Genomic DNA, 19,250 nt, shown 5'->3' with positions numbered 1-19,250 from the left:
GAGCGGCGGGTGCTGGGCGGTAGCAAAATCAGGTCTCCGAAAATTCCAGTCCAGTACGACTCGCAACAAGGATTAAGGTCCGGATCGCAGCTATATCCGCGATTTTGCCGGGAGCGGCAATCCCGCCCCGGAAGCTGCATCCACAGAGAGAACGACGCTTGACATTCCGGCGTCAAGATGTAATTCACATGTTAACTACAAGGTGGAGGAAACCTTGCCCCATATGGCGATCGAATATTCGGCGAATCTCGACGCGAAGGTCGACATGGGCGAGCTTTGCGCGCTGGTCTCGCGCACCATCCTCGAAACAGGACTGTTCGAACCGGGCGCGGTCAGGGTGCGCGCCTTCCGCGCCGAAGCCTATGCCATCGCAGACCGGCTTCCGGAAAACGGCTTCATCGACATGAATTTCCGCATCGGCAAGGGCCGCAGCGCGGCGGAAAAGAAGAGCGCCGGCGAGGCGATCTTCGCAGCCGTGACCGATCATCTGGCATCGCTGTTCGCCACGCAGCATTTCGCGCTGTCGCTGGAGATCCGCGAGATCGACGCCGAGCTGAGCTGGAAGAAGAACGCCATCCATCCGCGCCTGCGCGGCAAGTGATCTAGAACGGGAAAGAAATCATGGCGGCACTGGACGACAATCTGCGGAAGGCCGAGGCCTATCTGGAACGATTCCGGAAAAACGGCGTGCTGAACCAGATCGGCGGCGAAGCGGTGCCTGCCGCGGACGGCTCGACCTTCGAGACGCTTTCGCCCGTCGACCTCAAGCCGATCGCCAAGGTTGCGCGTGGCAAGGCGGCCGACATCGACAGCGCGGCAAAAGCGGCCAAGGCCGCCTTCAAGGACTGGGCGGCGATTTCCGGCGACGCGCGCAAGAAGCTGCTGCACAGAATAGCCGACGCTATCGTGGCGCGGGCGGAAGAGATCGCCTTCGTCGAATGCATGGACACTGGCCAGTCGCTGAAATTCATGGCCAAGGCGGCGCTGCGCGGCGCCGAGAACTTCCGCTTCTACGCCGACCGCGCGCCGGAAGCGCGTGACGGCCGGACGATCCGCGCGCCGAACCAGGTCAACATGACGACGCGCGCGCCGATCGGCCCGGTCGGCGTGATCACGCCGTGGAACACGCCCTTCATGCTGTCGACCTGGAAGATCGCGCCGGCTTTGGCGGCCGGCTGCACGGTGGTGCACAAGCCGGCCGAGCTGTCGCCGCTCACCGCCCGGCTGCTGGTCGAGATCGCCGAGGAGGCGGGCCTGCCCAAGGGCGTGTGGAATCTCGTCAACGGTTTCGGCGAGGATGCCGGCCGGGCGCTGACCGAACACCCCGACATCAAGGCGATCGGCTTCGTCGGCGAAAGCCGCACCGGCTCGATGATCATGAAGCAAGGGGCGGAGACGCTGAAGCGCGTGCATTTCGAGCTCGGCGGCAAGAACCCAGTCATCGTCTTCGCCGACGCCGACCTGGAGCGGGCGGCGGATGCCGCCGTCTTCATGATCTATTCGCTGAATGGCGAGCGCTGCACGTCGTCCTCGCGCCTGCTGGTCGAGGCTTCCGTCCACGACAAGTTCACCGACCTGGTGGCTGAGAAGGCGAGGCGCATCAGGATAGGCCATCCGCTCGATCCCGACACAGTGGTCGGGCCGCTGATCCATCCGGTGCATGAGGAAAAGGTGCTCTCCTATATCGAGATCGGCAAATCGGAAGGCGCGGTCGTCGCCGCCGGCGGCGGCAAGTTCGCCGGTCCGGGCGGCGGCTGCTATGTCAGCCCGACGCTGTTCGTCGGCGCCACCAACAAGATGCGCATCGCCCAGGAGGAAATCTTCGGGCCGGTGCTGACGGCGATCCCGTTCAAGGACGAGGCCGAGGCGCTGGCTCTCGCCAACGACACGCAATACGGCCTGACCGGCTATCTATGGACCTCCGACGTCACCCGCGCGCTGCGCTTCACCGACGCGCTCGATGCAGGCATGATCTGGGTGAATTCGGAAAATGTCCGGCACCTGCCGACGCCGTTCGGCGGCGTCAAGAGCTCGGGCATCGGCCGCGACGGCGGCGACTGGTCGTTCGACTTCTACATGGAAACCAAGAACATCGCATTCGCCACGGCGCCGCATTCGATCCAGAAGCTCGGCGGCTGACCGGAGACAACCATGGCCCTGCCCCAACCCAACCTCTACCCCGCCTTCAACATCGTGCGGCTCTCCCATGTCGAGCTCGCCGTCACCGACCTTGCCAAGTCACGTGCCTTCTATGTCGACACGCTCGGCCTGCAGGTAACCGACGAGACCAGCGGCGCGATCTATCTGCGCGCCATGGAAGAGCGCGGCCACCACTGCATCGTGCTGCGCAAGGCGACGACGCCGGAAGCGCGCGAACTCGGCTTCAAGGTGTTCTCCGACGAGGACCTCGACAAGGCCGAGCACTTCTTCAAGGGAAAAGGCCTGCCGGTGGAATGGGTCGAGCGGCCTTATCAGTCACGCACCTTCCGCACCCGCGATCCGCATGGCATCCCGCTCGAATTCTATTCGAAGATGGAGCGGCTGCCGCCGATCCACCAGAAATACGCGCTCTATAAGGGCGTGAAGCCGCTGCGCATCGACCACTTCAACTGCTTCTCGCCGAATGTCGATGAATCGGTGTCCTTCTACAACGAGCTCGGCTTCCGCGTGACCGAATACACGCAGGACGAAGAGACCGGTAAGCTGTGGGCGGCCTGGACGCACCGCAAGGGCGGCGTGCACGACATCGCCTTCACCAACGGCCTCGGCCCGCGACTGCACCATGTCGCCTTCTGGGTGCCGACCCCGCTCAACATCATCGACCTGCTCGACCTGATGGCGACCACCGGCTATGTCGGCAACATCGAGCGCGGCCCGGGGCGGCATGGCATCTCCAACGCCTTCTTCCTCTACATCCGCGACCCCGACAACCATCGCATCGAGATCTACTGCTCGGACTACCAGACGGTCGATCCGGATCTCGAGCCGATCAAGTGGGATCTCAAGGACCCGCAGCGCCAGACATTGTGGGGCGCGCCGGCGCCGCGAAGCTGGTTCGAGGAAGGCAGCGTGTTTGCGGGTGTGGAACCGCGCAAGTCCGATCTCGCGGCCTCGCCGATCGTGGCGCCTTGATGGGCTATTGGGAGATGTTCGCGTTCTGCCGCGCCCCCCTCTGTCCTGCCGGACATCTCCCCCTCAAGGGGGGAGATTGGATGTCATCTTCGACTTCGCCAATTTTCAACACCGCAAGAAAAGCGCCGGCCGCGAATTCTGCCAATCTCCCCCCTAGAGGGGGAGATGTCCGGCAGGACAGAGGGGGGCGCCGTAGAACTCGACGCTTCCGGTTGGCCGATAGAATCCACCGTGGAGCATCAGCATGAGCGCGGGACGCCTCGCCACCTTCACCGTCGGCGGCAAGACGCGCTACGGCGCGATCACCGACAAGGGCGTCGTCGATTTGTCGGCGCGGCACGCGGAATGGCCGACGCTGCGCGAGGCGATCGAGGCCGGCGCGCTGGTGAAACTAGCCGAGGAGGCCGACCGCCTCGCGGCCGATTTCCGGATCGAGGACATCGCCTACGAAATACCGATCCCCTCGCCGGAAAAGATCATCTGCGTCGGCGTCAACTATCCGGATCGCAACGAGGAGTACAAGGACGGGCAGGCGGCGCCTTCGAACCCGTCGCTGTTCATCCGCTTCCCACGCTCCTTTGTCGGCCATGGCGCGCCGCTGGTGCGGCCGCCGGAATCGACCCAGCTCGACTATGAGGGCGAGGTCGTCATCGTCATCGGCAAGAGCGGGCGACGCATCGCCGAGGCCGATGCGCTTGGCCATATCGCGGCGCTGTCGCTGTGCAACGAAGGCACGATCCGCGACTGGGTGCGCCACGCCAAGTTCAACGTCACGCAGGGCAAGAATTTCGACCGCACAGGCTCCATCGGGCCGTGGCTGGTGCCGTTCACCGACGAGGCGCAGATCGCCGATATTTCGCTGACCACGCGCGTCAATGGCGAGGTCCGCCAGCAGGACCGCACGAGCCGCATGATCTTTTCCTTCCGCAAGATCATCAACTACATCTCGACCTTCACCACGCTGGTGCCGGGCGACGTCATCGTCACCGGCACGCCGACGGGCGCAGGCGCCCGATTCGACCCGCCGATCTGGCTGAAGCCGGGCGATGTGATCGAGGTCGAGGCCGACGGCATCGGCCTGCTCCGAAACGGCGTGGTCGACGAAGGAGCCGGCCAATGATGACGGAGATGGAAGTCGAGGACGCCGCGCAGCGGCTGTTCGAAGCCGAGCGCGACCGCCGCCAGATCAGGCTGCTCAGCCTCGACTTTCCGCAAGCGACGATGGACGACGCCTACCGCGTGCAGGCGGCGCTGGTGAAGCGCAAGGCCGCATCGGGACTGACGATCAAGGGCTGGAAGATCGGCCTGACCTCGAAAGCGATGCAGTCGGCGCTCAGCATCGACATCCCGGATTCCGGCATCCTGTTCGACGACATGTTCTTCGAAGACGGCGGCATCGTGCCGGCCGATCGTTTCATCCAGCCGCGCATCGAGGCCGAGATCGCCTTCGTCATGAAGGCGCCTTTAGCCGGCCCGGACATTTCGATCGACGACGTGCTCGACGCCACCGACCACATCACGCCGGCGCTTGAAATCCTCGACACCCGTATCGAGCGGATGAACAAGGAGACCGGCAAGATCCGCACCTTCTTCGACACGATCTCGGACAATGCCGCCAATGCCGGCATCGTCGTCGGTGGCCGCAAGGCGGGTCCACTCGAGGCTGATCTGCGCTGGATCGGCGCCATCGTGTCGCGCAACGGCGAAGTCGAGGAGACCGGGCTCGGCGCCGGCGTGCTCGATCATCCGGCGAAAGGCATCGTCTGGCTCGCCAGCCGGCTGCATCAATACGGCATGCAGATCGAGGCCGGACAGGTCGTGCTGTCGGGCTCCTTCATCCGGTCGGTCGAATGCCGGCATGGCGACCGGATCGTTTCGGATTTCGGCTCGTTTGGTGAGATCCGCATCGCCTTCGCCTGATCGGCGCATTTCTCGGCATCTGAAAAGAAAAAGGCCGGGCGCGAAAGCGGCCCGGCCAAGCATGAAGGTCATAACCTTCAGAGGGGAACATCGCCCGGCGCAATGGGAGGAAAACACCGAGCGATGATGTGCATTTGGGGTCTGAACGGAGGATTTTCCACGAACGAAATTCCAAAAAAGATCGAAGTCGCGAAAAATTCTCACTCAATCACGACGAATCGTCAGCCGGCGGCCGATGCTTTTTCCAGAAGGTCGGCATAATGCCGCCGGGCCACGTCGGGATGCGACCTCAGCCGGCTTTTCAGCACATTGGTTCCGACATTGCGGAAGAGCGGATTGTCAGGGTCGCTGGCCGGGCCGCGCGCTTCGGCAGCGAGTTCCTCCGGCAGGTCGAGCAGCGGGATCGTCGCGTCGAGACGTGCGCTGAAGAAGAACGGAACCGAAATCCGTTCGACGCCGGCCGGCGGCGTGACGACGCGGTGCACGGTAGCCCTGAGATAGCCGTTCGAGGCGAGTTCGAGCAGCTCGCCGATGTTGACCACGAGCGTTCGCGGGATCGGGTCGACATCGACCCAACTGCCGTCATATTCGACCTGCAGGCCCTTGTTCTCGTCCTGCAGCAGGAGGGTCAGAAAACCGCCATCCTTGTGCGCGCCGACGCCCTGGTCGTCGCCGGTGGCGTCGCGGCCGGGATAGCGCACGATCTTCATGCGATGGTTCGGCTCGCCGCGATAGATCGGATCGAAAGCGTCCTCCGGCTGGTCGAGCGACAGCGCGAAAGCCTTGAGCAGCCGGATCGCCACGTCAGTCGCCTTGGCCTGCCAGGCAAGCAGCGCGGGCTTGAGCTCGGGAAGTGCTGTGGGCCACTGGTTCGGGCCCTGCAGCCGCGTCCAGGCGGGAACGCCCGGCCCTTGCGCAATGGTCGCGCGCTCGACGCCGATGTCGAGCTGCTCACGCCAGTCGGCCTTGCCCCTGGTCAGCTCGCCGCCGGCGCGCGTATAGCCTCGAAACTGCGGCGACTTCACCATTTCGATGCCGAGCTTGTCGGGTTCCGGCAAGGCGAAGAAGCGGCGCGCCGCGCCGAGCACGGCATCGATTTCCGGCTGGGTGATGCCGTGACCGCTCAGATAGAAGAAGCCGACGTCGCGGGCTGCTGTGCGCAGGTCGAACAGGAAAGTTCGAAGTTCCGACGGACCCTGCTCCAAGCGATCGAGATCGAGCACCGGAATTATTCTGGGCATGGACAGGCTCCTCTCGGCGGTAACTCTTTGTTTTAGCTCCCCGCCCGCACGATGACATGGGCGCCATTGCCGGTGAAGAAACACACCGACCAATCTCATTGCAAACGGCGCAAGCCGGCGCTCAATTCCCGGCATTTGCGGCAAATTGCGTTCGCGTCCGGTGCCCGCCCCTATCCGCGACGGTCCAGCCGCGCGACCAGCCGGTCGCCGATGCACTGGATGCCGCAGACCAGCACGATAAGCACGACAACCACGGCGACCATCACGCTGGTCTCGAAGCGCTGATAGCCGTAGCGAATGGCGAGATCGCCGAGACCGCCGGCGCCGATGGCGCCAGCCATGGCCGAAGCGCCGACGAGCGTCACCAGCGTCACCGTGAAGCCGGCGACGATGCCCGCCAGCGCTTCCGGCACCAGCACCTCGCGAATGATCGTCCAGCGATTGCCGCCCATGGCGCGCGCCGCCTCGATCAGCCCGTGATCGACCTCGCGCAGCGACACTTCGGCAATGCGGGCATAGTAGGGCGTCGCCGCGATCGACAGCGGTACGATCGCTGCCCAGGTACCGATCGAGGTGCCGACGATCAGCCGCGTCACCGGGATCAGCGCCACCAGAAGGATGATGAAAGGCACCGAGCGGAAGCCGTTGATGATGGCGCCGAGAATGCGGTTGACCCAAAGGCTCTCGGCAATACCGCCGCGGTCGGTGGCGACCAGCGCAAGGCCGAGCGGCAGGCCGAAGACCAGCGAGATGAGACCGGACGCTCCGGTCATCAGCACCGTTTCCCAGATCGAGCGGATGAGGAGTTCAAACAGGACCGGCGACATGGCCAAGCACCTCCACCCGCGCGCCGCGGTCTTTCAGGAATGCGACAACCGCCGCCAGATGCGCGGCATCGGCTCCGGGAATGGACAGGAACAGCGTGCCGACAGGCTGGCGCTGCACGTGGTCGATGCCGCCGTGCACAAGGCGGAACGGTCCGGGCACGCCGGCGCTCAGCTCAGACAACAACGGGCGACGCGCCGCCTCGCCGGCGACGTCGATCCTGAGGATCGTTTCCACGCCTTCGCCCGCGACGAGCCGAGCAGCGATCTCCGGCGGCAATTGCGGCCGGATGCCGCCGAGCAGGCTGCGTGTGATCTCGGATTTCGGATCGGCAAAGACCTGCCACACGGCGCCCTCCTCGACGATCCGGCCGGCATCGATCACCGCGATGCGATCGGCAATCGAACGGATCACCTCCATCTCATGCGTGATCAGCAGGATGGTGAGCCCGAGTCTCGCATTGATGTCTTTCAGCAGAGCGAGGATCGAGCGCGTCGTCTCCGGATCGAGGGCCGAGGTCGCTTCGTCGGATAAAAGCAGCGCCGGTCGCGCGGCCAAAGCCCTGGCGATGCCGACGCGCTGTTTCTGGCCGCCCGAGAGCGATGCGGGGTAGGCGCTGGCCTTCTCAGACAAGCCGACGAGTTGCAGAAGCTCGGCCGCACGCGCCATGCGCTCGGCGCGCGGCCGCCCTTCGATCTTGAGCGGCAGCGCGACATTGTCCTCGACGGTCTTCGCCGACAGAAGGTTGAAGTGCTGGAAGACCATGCCGATACGGCGGCGCAGCGGCTGCAGCTCGCGCTCGCCCAGACGGCCGATCTCGCGGCCTTCGATGAAGACCTCGCCGGAATCGGGTCGTTCCAGGCCGTTCAGGCAGCGGATCAGCGTTGACTTGCCGGCGCCGCTGCGGCCGATAATGCCGAGGATCTCGCCCTTGCGCACCGTGAGCGAAACGCCGTCGAGGGCGGCTGTCGCGCCGAAGCGACGCTTCAGGCCGACGAGGCGGACAACGTCTTCCTGCCCGACCGGCTGGACGTGGACCGTATCGGCGAGTCCGGCCGTGACATGCTGGTTCATCTCTATTTCCGTTTCAGTGCGAAAATACGATGGCGGCCCGCTCAAAAGCGGACCGCCTGTTCCCGACAACCAGGCCTCGGTCAATAGGCGCTGATCCCGGTGCCCTTGTAGACCTTGTCGAACTCGGCCTTGACCGCCTCGTTCTGGTAGGAGGCGACCAGCGTCTTCACCCAGGGCTCGTTCTCGGTTCCGGCCTTCACCGCGATGAAGTTGCGGTACGGATTGTCGGCCACCGGCTCCTGCGCGATGCGGTTTCCAGGGCCGAGGCCGCTCTTCAGCGCCCAGTCGGTGTTGACGACCGCGGCGTCGAGATCGTCGACAGAGCGGCCGACGATGCCGGCGTCGAGCTCCTTGATCTCGAGCTTCTTGGGGTTGTCGGCAATGTCGGCGGTCGTCGCCAGGATGCCAGTGCCCTCCTTGAGCTTGATCAGCCCCTCATGCTCCAGGACGTGCAGCGCGCGGCCTTCGTTGGAGGGATCGTTGGGCAGGCCGATGACGGCACCTTCAGGCAGATCGGCGACCTTGGTGTGCTTCTTCGAATAGAGCCCGATCGGCCAGACGCCGGTATAGCCGACCGGTACGATGTGGTAGCCTTGCGTCTTGATCTGATTGTCCAGATAGGGCTTGTGCTGGAAGGCGTTGGCGTCGATCTCGCCGCGTTCCAATGCCTCGTTGGGCTGGGTGTAGTCGTTGAAGACGACGGTCTCGATCGTCAGCCCTTTCTTGGCCGCCTCGGCGGTGACGACGCGCCAGACATCCTCATCCTCGCCGCTGATGATGCCGACCTTGATCGCCTTCTTGTCCTCGGCGAAGGATGGCGACGGTCCGGCGAAGCCGACAACGGCCAGTGTCGTGGCGAAAAGCGCGGCAAGTCCGGCGCGCCGGGTGATTGACGTAACGAGAGAATTTGAAGCGTTGCCGCGTTCGGCCATGATGCGTTCCTTGCGATCCTGAAATCATTTCGGCCCGGCGGGATGCGAAGCCTTGATCTCAGGATCATCAATGCTGCCTCATTGGGCAAAGAAGCGCTTTTCCTCTCGAAGGGAGTGCGGAAAATATTCTCTCAAAGATTTTGTGACTTGGAGAACACCGGTTGTTGGCAAGCCGATTTTGACCCGGCGCAGGTCGAAGCGGTAAACGCCTAGGAGGCCCGCTGCGCGGCGCGCCAGGTCGACCGGCCATTCCCCCGCAAGCGAGGCACCGTCGGCAGGCCCCGGGCTTCCTGAACGCTGAAGCCCAATCGCGTCAGGCTTGCCCGCGCCAGGGCCGCGTTGCTGTCGATGACGATCAATCCGTTCGTGTCGCCGAGGCTGGCCGCCACCACCGACAGTTCGGTGCAGCCGAGAAGCGCTGCATCGGCGCCAGCCAGTTGCGCGAGGTGAAGCGCCTGCTCGGTCTCGGCCGCGGCTTCTCCGATCGAGCCGGCCTTGACGAGCGCAATTGCGTTGTCGACCCGCTCTTGAAATTCCCTGTCCTGCGGAAGGCAGAGGTCGAAACCCGCCGCCGAAATCCTGTCCTGGTAGAAGCCGGAGGCCAGCGTGCCCCGGGTTGCGAGATTCGCGACCCTGCCGCGCTCCAGGCCACGGCGGATTTCTGCCACCACCGCGTCGCCGATGTGGATGATCTCGGCCTGCGAGTTCGCCGCCAGCTTATCGTACCAATGATGGGCGGTGTTGCAGGGCATCGCGATACAGGCGACGCCGAGCGCGTTGAGCGTCGAGACCGCAGCCGTCAGCGGCGCCAGCGGCCCGTCATGGCCGGCTAGGATCGCCTCGGTCCTGTCGGGCAATTGCGGCACGCTGAGGATGACCACAGGCACATGCTCGTTGTCGCGGAGCGCGTCGGTCATCCGGGTCAGCTTGAAGTAGAAGTCGGCCGATGCCAGCGGCCCAAGACCGCCGATGATGCCGAGCTGGGGACGGATGCTGTCGTCGATCATCGAACGGGCTCGGCTTCGAGCTCGCCCGCGACGATTTCATCGGACTGCGCCGTCTCCCTGTGACTGGGCGCGATCATTGCCGTGCTCGCCGCCACGGTGCAGACGCTGGATAGCGTCATGAACGTATCCACGGCCGCATCCACCGCGACGAAAAGGGCAAACGCCGCCTCGAAGGGGAGCTTCAGGTAGCCGCAGACGATGGACATCTGCGACAGGATGAGCAGGCTGCCCATGCCGCCGGTCGTCAGCGCCAGAAGCGCCGAGACGATGCCCACGAGCAAGAGGTCCGGGATCGCCAGCTGATGGCCGTAGAGCTGGGCGATGAACAGGGCGCCCGAAGTGTAGACCAGCGCCGGACCCGTTCGCAGCAGTGCGGCCTGCAGCGGCACGAGCAGTTCGACGACCACCAGGTTGAAGCGCAGGCGCTCGCTCAACAAGTTGATGACCCAGGGAAGCGAGGCGACCGAGGAACGGGTGGTGATGGCCACCATCAGGAGCGGCTGGCAGGTCTTGATCGTGGCCCAGTAGCTTCGCCGCGACCTGATGGCGATAATTGCAAACGCGCCGGCGAGGAATGTCAGGCAGGAAAGACCCATCACCAGCAGATAGCCGCCCATCAGCATCAGCGGCTTGGTACCCGTCGACGCGGTCTGGTCGGCGATCAGGATGAAGGTCGCGAAGGGCAGTCCCCAGACGAACCAGTTGGTCAGCACCGTACAGGCCCGGTACACCGCGTTGAGCGCCTGCGACAGGCTGAGCGACGAGGGCTGCGGGATCTTGCCCATCGCCAGACCGAAGAGCAGGCAGAACAACAGGACCTGGATGGTCTGGCCCGAGGCCAGCGCGTTGAAGACGTTGTTCGGCACCAGATCCATGAAGATCGAATGCCCGCCGTTCGGATCGCCGGTCGGCGGTGGCGGCTGGAACGGGAATGCGAGATCGGTGGAGACGCTGCCTTGGGAATTGATGAACTCGCCGAGCTCGATGCGCGACTGCGGGTTCTCGATCTGGCCGGGCTTGAGGATCAGCGAATAGGTGCCGCTCACCATTACGGCGAGGAACGATACGACCAGCACGGCGATGCCCACCTTGCCGAGGTAGCGGACCGATTTCGGGTCCTGGACCATCGCGGTGATGGAGAAGATGACGGACGACACCAGATAGGGCAGGACGACCATCTTGAGGAAATTCAGGTAGACCTGCGCGACAGGACTGACCGCGTGGGCGAAGGCCGGGTAATAGAGGCCGCACAGGATCCCGGCCAGGATCATGATCGTCGTCGTCAGCGGCGAGCGCAGGATGCGCTTTGCCGCCAGGCGCCAGTCGAAAGCCATGGGTGCAGCTACGTCCGAGACAGCCATTGTCAGGCTTTGCTCCCCTGGCGATAGCGCGCGATGATCTCGTCGGTGTTGAGGACCTGCTGGCCCTTTGCCAGATCGAGATAGAGATCGACAAAGGCCGCGAGATGCGGATTGTCCGGACTGATGCCGACCGCGATCGTGTCGACCTTGTCCGTCAGCGTGATCGAGCGCGCGACCACCGTCATCGAGGGATCGTCGACCATCAGCTTCTTGATCTCGAAATCGTCGCGATAGGCGAGGTCGATCCCGCCGTTGCGGATCGCGTCGACAACCGTGTTCCAGCCCGCGAAGCGGCGGATCTGCGCGTGCGGGAAAGTGGTCGCCGCATAGGTGGCGAAGGACGAGCCCTCGATCACGCCGAGATTGCCGGAGAAATCGCGGATGATCTGTTCGGGCGGCTTGCCTTGCGCAATGCGCGCCAGGTTCACGCGGTTGGCGAGCAGCCCCTGGTGCAGCATGGCGTAGGGCCGCGAATAGAGGATCGAGCGACCGCGCCGAAGGGTGCGGCTTAACTTGCCGATCGCCAGATCCGCCTCACCCGAGGTCAGCTTTTGCACCATGGCGTCGAAGGTCAAGGCGGACCGGTCGAACGCCGGTTCGACGCCAAGCTCCGCAGCTATGCCGCGCGCCAGATCCATATCGACGCCCTTGTCCCCCGAGCCGTCGGCCGGAAAGAAGGGATCGGAAGCGAAAGCCGGCATGGCGATGCGCAACTTGTTGTCGCTCACGATAGGCTTGGCGGGGTTCTGGGTCTGTTGTCCTTGCGCGGCCACGACTTGCGCCTGCGCGATCAGCAGCCCTCCGCCTCCGGCTGCAAACAGCGTGCGACGTGTAAGCGGCATGCGCGTTCTCAATTCGTGCAGGAGAGCCGGACAACAAATCTGACCAATCCGCAGTATGCACGCCGAAGTTAAGTAAAGGTATCTTTCACACCCTGCCTTTTTATATAGTAGATCACTAAAATTTTATCAGAAATATGCAGAGCCCCTAAAATAACAGAGGCGCGCGAAGAGGCGTGTTACTGCCTCGGGCAATTGATCGTCAGAACGTCTCGACCCAAGGCCTGAGATCGACCTCGAAGCTCCAGGCGCTGCGATGCTGGCGATGGGTAGCCAGATAAGTCTCGGCGATCGCATCGGGCGACAGGTGGCTGTCCGGCCGCTCGGGCGTCCTCGCGGGCGAGGCGATCTGGCCGTCAATGATAAAATGCGCGACGTGGATGTTCTTCGGGCCGAGCTCGCGCGCCATCGATTGCGACAGCCCGCGCAGGCCGAATTTCGGCATGGCGAAACCGGCGGAACCGGAAAAGCCCTTGAGGCTTGCGCTGGCGCCGGTGAACAGGATCGAGCCGGAGCCGCGCGCAAGAAGCCGGCGCGCTGCTTGCTGACCAACCAGGAAACCGCCATAGGCGCCGACGAGCAGAGCTTGCTTGACCGCCTCGGGATCGAGCTCGGTGATCGGACCGCGCGTGCGACCGCTGGCGTTGAAGACGGCAATTTCGAGCGGACCCGCTTTGTCGGCCGCCTCGAACAACCGCTCGACGGAGGCCACGTCAGACACGTCGGTTTCCACGGCTTGAGCGCCGGTTTCCTTGACCAGCGCGGCCAGCTTGTCGACGTTGCGGGCAGCAAGGACGACGCGCAAGCCTTCCCTGGAGAGGAGCCGTGCCAGCGAGGCGCTTAGCCCGGACCCGGCGCCCGCGATCACCGCAACATTGGCTGCCATGCCGTTTCCTCCTTTGGGATCGATGTCGGACCCGCAGGCTCGCGCCTTTGGCGGCGAGAGGCAAGAACGTGGTTGCTCGATTTTCGCCATTTGGCGCAAAAGGCACCCGCAAGGGCGCGGCGGAAGACTTGCCTGCCGGACCGATCCGTCCGACACGTGGATGAATGGCGATTCGAGGAACGACCATGGAACCAATCTGGGCCGTCGGCCTGATGACCGGCACGGTGCTCGACGGCAATATCGACGTGGCGCTGATCAAGACGGACGGCGAGCGCATCGCCAACACCGGCACCTACACGCTAGCCCCCTACCCGCAGTCGATCCGCGCCCTGCTCGAAGAGACGCTGCGCCAGGCGCGCGCCTGGAATTTCGAGGGACCGGAGCCGGCGATTTTTCGCGAAGCCGAGGAGGCGCTGACGCGCGCGCAATCGGCCGCGGTCAGGGATCTGGTCGAGAGCCAGGGCATGAGCATGACCGATATCGGCGTCGTCGGCTTCCACGGCCAGACCGTGCTGCATCGCGCGCCGCAGCCAGGGCGGACCGGCCGTACGCGCCAGCTCGGCGACGGCGAGCTGATGGCGTCGCTGCTCGGCACCAAGGTCGCCTATGATTTCCGCTCGGCCGATGTCGCGGCCGGCGGGCAAGGAGCGCCTCTGGCCGCCGCCTATCACGCGGCGCTGCTCAAGCAGGCGGACGTCAGCGGCGACACCGCCGTGCTCAATCTCGGCGGCGTCGGCAACATCACCTGGTGGGACGGCAAGGGCGATATCGTCGCTTTCGACACCGGGCCGGCCAACGCGCCGGTCAATGATTTCATCAAGTTGAAGGGCCTCGGCGAGATGGACCGCGACGGCAGGCTGGCCGCCGCCGGCAAGGTCGACGAGGAACGGCTCGCCCGGCTGCTCAAGCATCCCTATCTCACCAAACCCTATCCCAAATCGCTCGACCGCTTCGACTTCACCGCGGCGATGGCCGACGGGCTCGACGCCAAGGATGGTGCTGCGACATTAACGGCCTTCACCGTGTCGGCCGTCGGCAAGGCGCTCGACCTGTTGCCGCGCCGGCCGAAGCGGCTGGCGGTCAGCGGCGGCGGCCGCCACAACCCGACGATGATGGCGATGCTCGAGAGCCGCGCCGGCGTCGAAGTGGTGCAGGCCGAAACGCTCGGATGGAAGGGCGACGCGGTCGAAGCGGAGTGTTTTGCTTTCCTCGCCGTGCGCGTGCTGCGCGGCCTGCCGATCAGCTTTCCGAGCACCACCGGCGCGCCCGAGCCGATGCGCGGCGGAAAGCTGGCTGGCTGATCAGGGCTGCAATTTCTTCTGCAGGAAGATGCGGCTGCGGCCGATCGGAAAATCGGGCAGCGATCCAAATGGCTCATATCCCTGGCGCCGATAAACCTTTTCGGCGATCGGATTGAAGGTGTCGATCCAGGCGCCGTGGCAGCCGCGCGCGATGGCTTCCCGTTCGGCGGCGTCGAGCATACCGGCGGCTGTGCGCCGGCCGCGCAGCCTTTCGTCGACCCACAGCCACTGCACGTAGAGCCAGCCCCACGCAGTGTAGCCGGAGATGCCGGCGACGATGACGCCATGCTCGTCGCGCACGAAAACCGCGATCGGCTTTCGGCCTGACGCGCCGACATCGGCATCGTTGAAGGCGGTGAGACTTTCGCCCAGAAAAGCAAGGTCCCGCGGCATGGGCTCGGCGGTGATCTCGAGGTTGGTCTTCATCGGCTGCGGCTCCGGTTCGCAAGCCAGCCTTAGAGCAATTCCAGGAAAAGCGCGAAACGGTTTTCCGGCCGCAAGCGAAGAGCGGGGCCTGTTACCGAGGACCGGCTGAGCGCCACGCCGCGGCGCCTGCCGCCACCAGCATCAATCCGGCGGCGATCAGGGCGCAATTGGAGAAGCCGAGGCTCGTATAGAGCGGGCCGAAGCCTGCGGTGCCGACGGTGACGGCGAGATAGGTGACCGCGCTGTTCAGGCCCATGATGGTGCCGCGGCGCGACGGGTCGAGCGCGGTCAGGCGCATGACCAGCACGTTCAGCCCGAAATGGTTGGCCAGGCCCCAGGCGGCGATCGTCGCGATCAGCAGGCCGAAGCCGGTGCTGGCCAGGGCGATCGCGACGTAGACGGCGGCGACCAGCAGATAGGCGAAAGGCATGACACGGCGCGCGCCGACGCGATCGATGACGCCATCGAGCAAGGCGGCCGCGCCGAAGCCGAGGCCGTAGGCAACCGCCGCCAGGCCGTTGGCGCTGACCGGCTCGCCGAGGGCTTCATGGAGATGATCGCCGAGATAGCCGTAGACACCATAGAAGGCGGTCATGAAGGCGCCGCAGGCAATGAGCAGCGGCACGATACCGGGAACGGCGAGCGCGCCGAGCGGCGACGGCGCCGGACCGCTTTTCCTGGTGTCGTGAAGCGAGCTCATCGCCAGGCCGCCAACGGCCGCTCCCGCCAGCAGCGCCACGGCGGCGAAGACGGCGCGCCAGTGGATGAGATCGGCAATCACGGCGGACAGCGAAACGCCGGCGACCATCGAAAGCGTCCAGCCCGTCAGCACCACCCCGATGGTGCCGCTCTCGCGGCCGGGCGGCGCGATCGCGGCCGAGCTGGCATAGATAGCCGGCATGGCGATACCGGCGGCAATGCCGGCTACGAGTTGGGCGACCACCAACGCCATTACCGTCGGCGCGAGGGCACTGGCGACCAGCGCGATGGCCAGTAGCAGCAATGCGCCCTGCAGCATGCGGCGCGCGCCGATCCGGTCGATGTAGCGGGCAAGGAAGAGCGCGCTGGCCGACGTGCCGAGGCCGAAGGCGGCGGCGGCCGTCATCACCGCCGGCACGCTGGCGCCGAACGATGCCGCGACGGCCGGCGCAATGGGTCCCAGAACCAGCGAATTGGAGCCGATGACGGCGATGCAGCCCGTCAGCAGATAGGCGGTCGCCGGGATCGGCGCACGCGGCGCCGCGGTCAAAATTGCTGATTGATCACTGTTCGACATATCATCATAATGGCCGAACTAAATTCCGCATCAATGGAGAATTTCCATATGGACGTAGAAACAGATGACATTCAGCGGAACAAGCCTCCGACCCGTGAGATCGACCCCATAGACCGAAAGATATTAGGCGTTCTCGTCGAGGACGCGACCATCAGCTATGCCGAGCTCGGCGAGCGCGTCGGCCTGTCGCCGCCGGCGGCGCATGAGCGGGTCAAGCGGCTGAAGCGCAGCGGCGCCATCCGCGCCACATCGGCGATCATCGATCCGCGAGCGGTGAAGAAGCCTCTGCTTGCCTTCGTGCATATCGACACCAGGGGCTGGGGCAAGACGCCGGAACTGATGGCGGTCTCCAAATATCCGGAGGTCGAGGAGATCCATACGGTGGCCGGCGACACCTGCATGCTGCTCAAGGTGCGCACCGAGGACACTCGGGCACTGGAAGGATTGCTGGCCCGCCTCTATGACACGCCCGGCGTGACCTCGACGCGCAGCTATGTGGTGCTGTCGACCTATCTCGAGCGTCCGGTGCAGCCGGAGATCACCAGTGAATGGCCGGCACCGAAGCACATGGCGAATCCGATGTATTAGGTCGCCGCCAACTGATGGCGCCTGGAACGCGCCAGCAGATAGAACGCCGCGACATGCGTGATCATCAAAAGCGGCACGTAGAGGATCGGGATCGCGTAGGTCGCGCCCAACTGCCCGGCATGGCCGGGGAGGTCGAGCGTGACGCCGTGATAGTAGTCGCCGACAAGGTCGACCACGCCAACGAGGTTGAAGGCGACAACCGACGGCCAGAAGATCGCGGGCCTCGCCACTGCGAACAGCGCCAGCATGGCGAGCAGGCCGGTCGCGAAGTCGCCATAGGCGGCGAAGGCAGCAAAGCCGGCGGGCAAGTCCGGTCCGGTGATGCCCGGGATGAGGAAGACGAGCCCGAAGAAGCGGAAGCTGTGCAACGTGGCGATGGCGCGCTGCGCCTCTAATGGCTCCATCGACCTCAGCCTTGGCCAGATATAGGCGGCGAAGCAAAGCAGCCATGGCACGTAGCCCAGCGCAAGGTGGATGTTGAGGATCATCGCTGGTGTCATCTTCGCCTCCTAATTGTCAGTTCTTTGCGCAATTCCGGACGGAAAACCGCTCACACTTTTCCTGGAATTGCTCCGTTGACCGGGACGGCTTCGAACACCGCGGTGAGGATGCCCAGCCGGTCTTGCATCAGATTGCGCCCAAGATTGGTGGTGGGTTCGGCGAAACCCTGCCCCATGACGATGCCGAGATTGAGCGGTGGCGGGCCGGAGACGCGGAGCTCGGCGAACCAGGCCTTGGCGGCAGCGGTGTCGTCGCGGCGCACGAGCGTGCCGAAGCCGGCGGCCTCGATCGCCTCGCAGGTCGCTTCGGCCGTCAGCAGGAAGCTTTCGCCGGGCGTCTTCGCCCACGGCACCGGATAGAGCGGATCGCCGCCATTGAGCACGACGTCGAAGGTGGCGAATTTTCCACCCGGCTTCAGCACACGCCTGATCTCGCGATAGAGCAGTGGCCGGTCGGTAATGTTCATCGCCACATGCTGCAAAAGCGCGGCGTCGAACCGGCCGTCTTCGAAAGGTAGCGCCAACGCGCTGCCGGTTTCGAACGACACGTTGTCGTCCTGGCCGGTTCGCGCGGTCAGATAGCGCGCGGCCTCTACGAAAGGTTCGCTGAGATCGAGGCCAGTCACCTTGCAGCCATAGGTCGCCTCGAGGAAGCGAGCCGGCCCGCCGACGCCAGATCCGACGTCCAGCACCGACATGTCGGCGTCGATGACGGCCAGATTGGCGAGCTCGGCCGTCGCGGCCAGCCCACGGGTGTGGAACTGGTCGAGCGTGGCCAGTTGCTCGGGCTTCAGACGCTGTTCTTCCGATCCAAAGACCGCCAGCGCGGTCTTCAACCGATCGGTCAGGCCGGTCGCGCGGTAGTGATCGCGCACGCGATCGAGTTCATCGGTCATTGCCCACTTCCTTTCAGCCTTCCGGGTCACAGCAGAAATACGACCGCTTTCAGACGGAAACTATCCGCGATAATGTCGATGGGTCATGAAGCAGAACTTCACAGTCAGGCACGGCGCGCTCGATGGTGTCGAGGCGTTCTTGAGCGTCGCCAGGCACCGCAATTTCCGCAAGGCGGCGGGCGAGCTTGCCGTCACCCCGTCGGCGATCAGCCAGGCAATACGCACGCTCGAAGCGCGCATTGGCGCGGCGCTCTTCATCCGCACCACGCGCAGCGTCGGCCTGACCGAAGCCGGCGAGCGTTTTTTCGCGCGTGCCCGACCAGCCTTCGAGGAACTGATCGCCGCGAGCGAGATCGCGCGCGGCATGGGCCAGCGGCCGGCCGGGCTGTTGCGTCTTTCAGTGCCGCCGGCCGTTGTGCCGGTGCTGCTGGAGCCGATGATCGCCTCCTTCTGCCAGGCCTATCCCGAGATCGAGTTGGAGATCGTCGCCAGCGGCGAACTGGCCGACCTCGCCGCCGAAGGGTTCGACGCCGGCATCCGCATGGGCGACCTGGTCGCGCCCGACATGGTCGCGGTCCGGCTGACACCGTCCTTCCCGATGGCGGTCGTCGGCAGTCCCGACTATCTGCGCCGGCGCGCGGCACCTGAGCGCATCGAGGATCTGCGCGACCATGCCTGCCTGCGCATGCGCCGCTCGAACGGCTCGGTCGCGCCCTGGTCCTTTGTCGATGGCAACAAGACCGTCGAGGCGATCGTCTCGGGACCACTGATTGCGCACGACTATCCGTCGCTTCTCGGCGCGGCGATCCAGGGTGTCGGGCTGGCGCAGGTGCCAGGCCCGATCGCCGAAACGCCCATCGCCGACGGGCGCCTGCAGGCGCTGCTAGGCCGCTTCGCGGTGACCACGCCGGGCGTATTTCTCTACTACCCCGAACGGCACCAGGTGCTGCCCAAGCTGAGGGCTTTCATCGACCACATCAGGCAACCGGGCGGCGTTGATGCTTCCCCGAAGCGATCGGGCAAACGGCCGCAAAGCTGACGCTTCA

20 protein-coding genes are annotated in these 19,250 nt (G+C 64.8%); 8 read left to right on the top strand and 12 right to left on the bottom strand.

Features of this window, described 5'->3' with window-relative positions:
- The first annotated feature begins 214 nt into the window (after window positions 1-214).
- From RFM52_RS05850 to hpaH, 5 genes are all read left to right on the top strand, one after another.
- Window positions 215-601: a 5-carboxymethyl-2-hydroxymuconate Delta-isomerase gene (locus RFM52_RS05850; protein ID WP_320294565.1), complete on the top strand. Its 387-nt coding sequence runs from the start codon at window positions 215-217 to the stop codon at window positions 599-601.
- A 20-nt stretch (window positions 602-621) separates the two neighbouring features.
- The gene (gene hpaE, locus RFM52_RS05845) at window positions 622-2,139 is read left to right on the top strand and encodes a 5-carboxymethyl-2-hydroxymuconate semialdehyde dehydrogenase (RefSeq protein WP_320294564.1); all 1,518 of its coding nucleotides are present in this window, start codon (window positions 622-624) and stop codon (window positions 2,137-2,139) included.
- Between the two features lie 12 nt (window positions 2,140-2,151).
- Window positions 2,152-3,132 (top strand): 3,4-dihydroxyphenylacetate 2,3-dioxygenase, encoded by a 981-nt coding sequence (gene hpaD / locus RFM52_RS05840; RefSeq protein WP_320294563.1) that lies wholly within the window; start codon window positions 2,152-2,154, stop codon window positions 3,130-3,132.
- A gap of 244 nt (window positions 3,133-3,376) precedes the next feature.
- On the top strand, window positions 3,377-4,252 hold the full coding sequence (locus tag RFM52_RS05835) for a fumarylacetoacetate hydrolase family protein (RefSeq protein ID WP_320294562.1): 876 nt from the start codon (window positions 3,377-3,379) through the stop codon (window positions 4,250-4,252).
- On the top strand, window positions 4,249-5,052 hold the full coding sequence (gene hpaH, locus RFM52_RS05830; protein ID WP_320294561.1) for a 2-oxo-hept-4-ene-1,7-dioate hydratase: 804 nt from the start codon (window positions 4,249-4,251) through the stop codon (window positions 5,050-5,052). The genes RFM52_RS05835 and hpaH overlap by 4 nt, the downstream gene beginning before the upstream one ends.
- A gap of 221 nt (window positions 5,053-5,273) precedes the next feature.
- On the opposite strand, the gene RFM52_RS05825 is transcribed toward hpaH, so the two are convergent.
- The 8 genes from RFM52_RS05825 to RFM52_RS05790 all read right to left on the bottom strand — a co-directional run bounded on the left by RFM52_RS05825 (window position 5,274) and on the right by RFM52_RS05790 (window position 13,217).
- On the bottom strand, window positions 5,274-6,293 hold the full coding sequence (locus tag RFM52_RS05825; protein WP_320294560.1) for an isopenicillin N synthase family dioxygenase: 1,020 nt from the start codon (window positions 6,291-6,293) through the stop codon (window positions 5,274-5,276).
- 170 nt (window positions 6,294-6,463) lie between these two features.
- Window positions 6,464-7,120 (bottom strand): methionine ABC transporter permease, encoded by a 657-nt coding sequence (locus RFM52_RS05820; protein ID WP_320294559.1) that lies wholly within the window; start codon window positions 7,118-7,120, stop codon window positions 6,464-6,466.
- Window positions 7,101-8,192 carry a methionine ABC transporter ATP-binding protein gene (locus tag RFM52_RS05815; protein WP_320294558.1) on the bottom strand — a complete coding sequence of 364 codons (1,092 nt, stop codon included), beginning with the start codon at window positions 8,190-8,192 and terminating at the stop codon, window positions 7,101-7,103. Before RFM52_RS05815 ends, RFM52_RS05820 begins: the two co-directional genes overlap by 20 nt.
- An 80-nt stretch (window positions 8,193-8,272) precedes the next feature.
- Window positions 8,273-9,124, bottom strand: a complete 852-nt coding sequence (locus RFM52_RS05810) for a MetQ/NlpA family ABC transporter substrate-binding protein (RefSeq protein ID WP_320294557.1) — start codon at window positions 9,122-9,124, stop codon at window positions 8,273-8,275.
- Window positions 9,125-9,333: 209 nt separating this feature from the next.
- A complete protein-coding gene (gene cuyB / locus RFM52_RS05805) occupies window positions 9,334-10,131 on the bottom strand; it encodes a cysteate racemase (RefSeq protein ID WP_320294556.1) in 798 nt (265 codons plus the stop codon).
- Entirely contained in the window at window positions 10,128-11,492 is a 1,365-nt protein-coding gene (locus RFM52_RS05800; RefSeq protein WP_320294555.1) for a dicarboxylate/amino acid:cation symporter, read from the bottom strand. Before RFM52_RS05800 ends, cuyB begins: the two co-directional genes overlap by 4 nt.
- A gap of 2 nt (window positions 11,493-11,494) precedes the next feature.
- Complete coding sequence (locus RFM52_RS05795) at window positions 11,495-12,334, bottom strand: substrate-binding periplasmic protein (RefSeq protein ID WP_320294554.1); 840 nt, start codon at window positions 12,332-12,334, stop codon at window positions 11,495-11,497.
- Between the two features lie 199 nt (window positions 12,335-12,533).
- Entirely contained in the window at window positions 12,534-13,217 is a 684-nt protein-coding gene (locus tag RFM52_RS05790; protein WP_320294553.1) for an SDR family NAD(P)-dependent oxidoreductase, read from the bottom strand.
- Window positions 13,218-13,402: 185 nt separating this feature from the next.
- Between RFM52_RS05790 and RFM52_RS05785 the strand changes: the two genes are divergently transcribed.
- Window positions 13,403-14,518 carry an anhydro-N-acetylmuramic acid kinase gene (locus tag RFM52_RS05785; protein ID WP_320294552.1) on the top strand — a complete coding sequence of 372 codons (1,116 nt, stop codon included), beginning with the start codon at window positions 13,403-13,405 and terminating at the stop codon, window positions 14,516-14,518.
- On the opposite strand, the gene RFM52_RS05780 is transcribed toward RFM52_RS05785, so the two are convergent.
- Entirely contained in the window at window positions 14,519-14,944 is a 426-nt protein-coding gene (locus tag RFM52_RS05780) for a GNAT family N-acetyltransferase (protein ID WP_320294551.1), read from the bottom strand.
- A 91-nt stretch (window positions 14,945-15,035) separates the two neighbouring features.
- Window positions 15,036-16,220 carry an MFS transporter gene (locus tag RFM52_RS05775; RefSeq protein ID WP_320294550.1) on the bottom strand — a complete coding sequence of 395 codons (1,185 nt, stop codon included), beginning with the start codon at window positions 16,218-16,220 and terminating at the stop codon, window positions 15,036-15,038.
- Between the two features lie 48 nt (window positions 16,221-16,268).
- Here RFM52_RS05775 and RFM52_RS05770 point away from each other — a divergent pair, with 48 nt between their 5' ends.
- Window positions 16,269-16,808 (top strand): Lrp/AsnC family transcriptional regulator, encoded by a 540-nt coding sequence (locus tag RFM52_RS05770; RefSeq protein WP_320294549.1) that lies wholly within the window; start codon window positions 16,269-16,271, stop codon window positions 16,806-16,808.
- Here RFM52_RS05770 and RFM52_RS05765 read toward each other — a convergent pair.
- Window positions 16,805-17,308, bottom strand: a complete 504-nt coding sequence (locus RFM52_RS05765; protein WP_320294548.1) for a hypothetical protein — start codon at window positions 17,306-17,308, stop codon at window positions 16,805-16,807. The genes RFM52_RS05770 and RFM52_RS05765 overlap by 4 nt on opposite strands.
- A 50-nt stretch (window positions 17,309-17,358) precedes the next feature.
- Window positions 17,359-18,204: a class I SAM-dependent methyltransferase gene (locus RFM52_RS05760; protein WP_320294547.1), complete on the bottom strand. Its 846-nt coding sequence runs from the start codon at window positions 18,202-18,204 to the stop codon at window positions 17,359-17,361.
- Window positions 18,205-18,289: 85 nt separating this feature from the next.
- Between RFM52_RS05760 and RFM52_RS05755 the strand changes: the two genes are divergently transcribed.
- A complete protein-coding gene (locus RFM52_RS05755) occupies window positions 18,290-19,243 on the top strand; it encodes a LysR family transcriptional regulator (protein ID WP_320294546.1) in 954 nt (317 codons plus the stop codon).
- Window positions 19,244-19,250 lie beyond the last annotated feature (7 nt).

Source organism: Mesorhizobium humile, from assembly GCF_033977215.1.
Taxonomy (GTDB): Bacteria; Pseudomonadota; Alphaproteobacteria; order Rhizobiales; family Rhizobiaceae; genus Mesorhizobium; species Mesorhizobium humile.
Note: the sequence above shows the minus strand (reverse complement) of the source record. Positions and strands in the feature narration are given on the sequence as shown.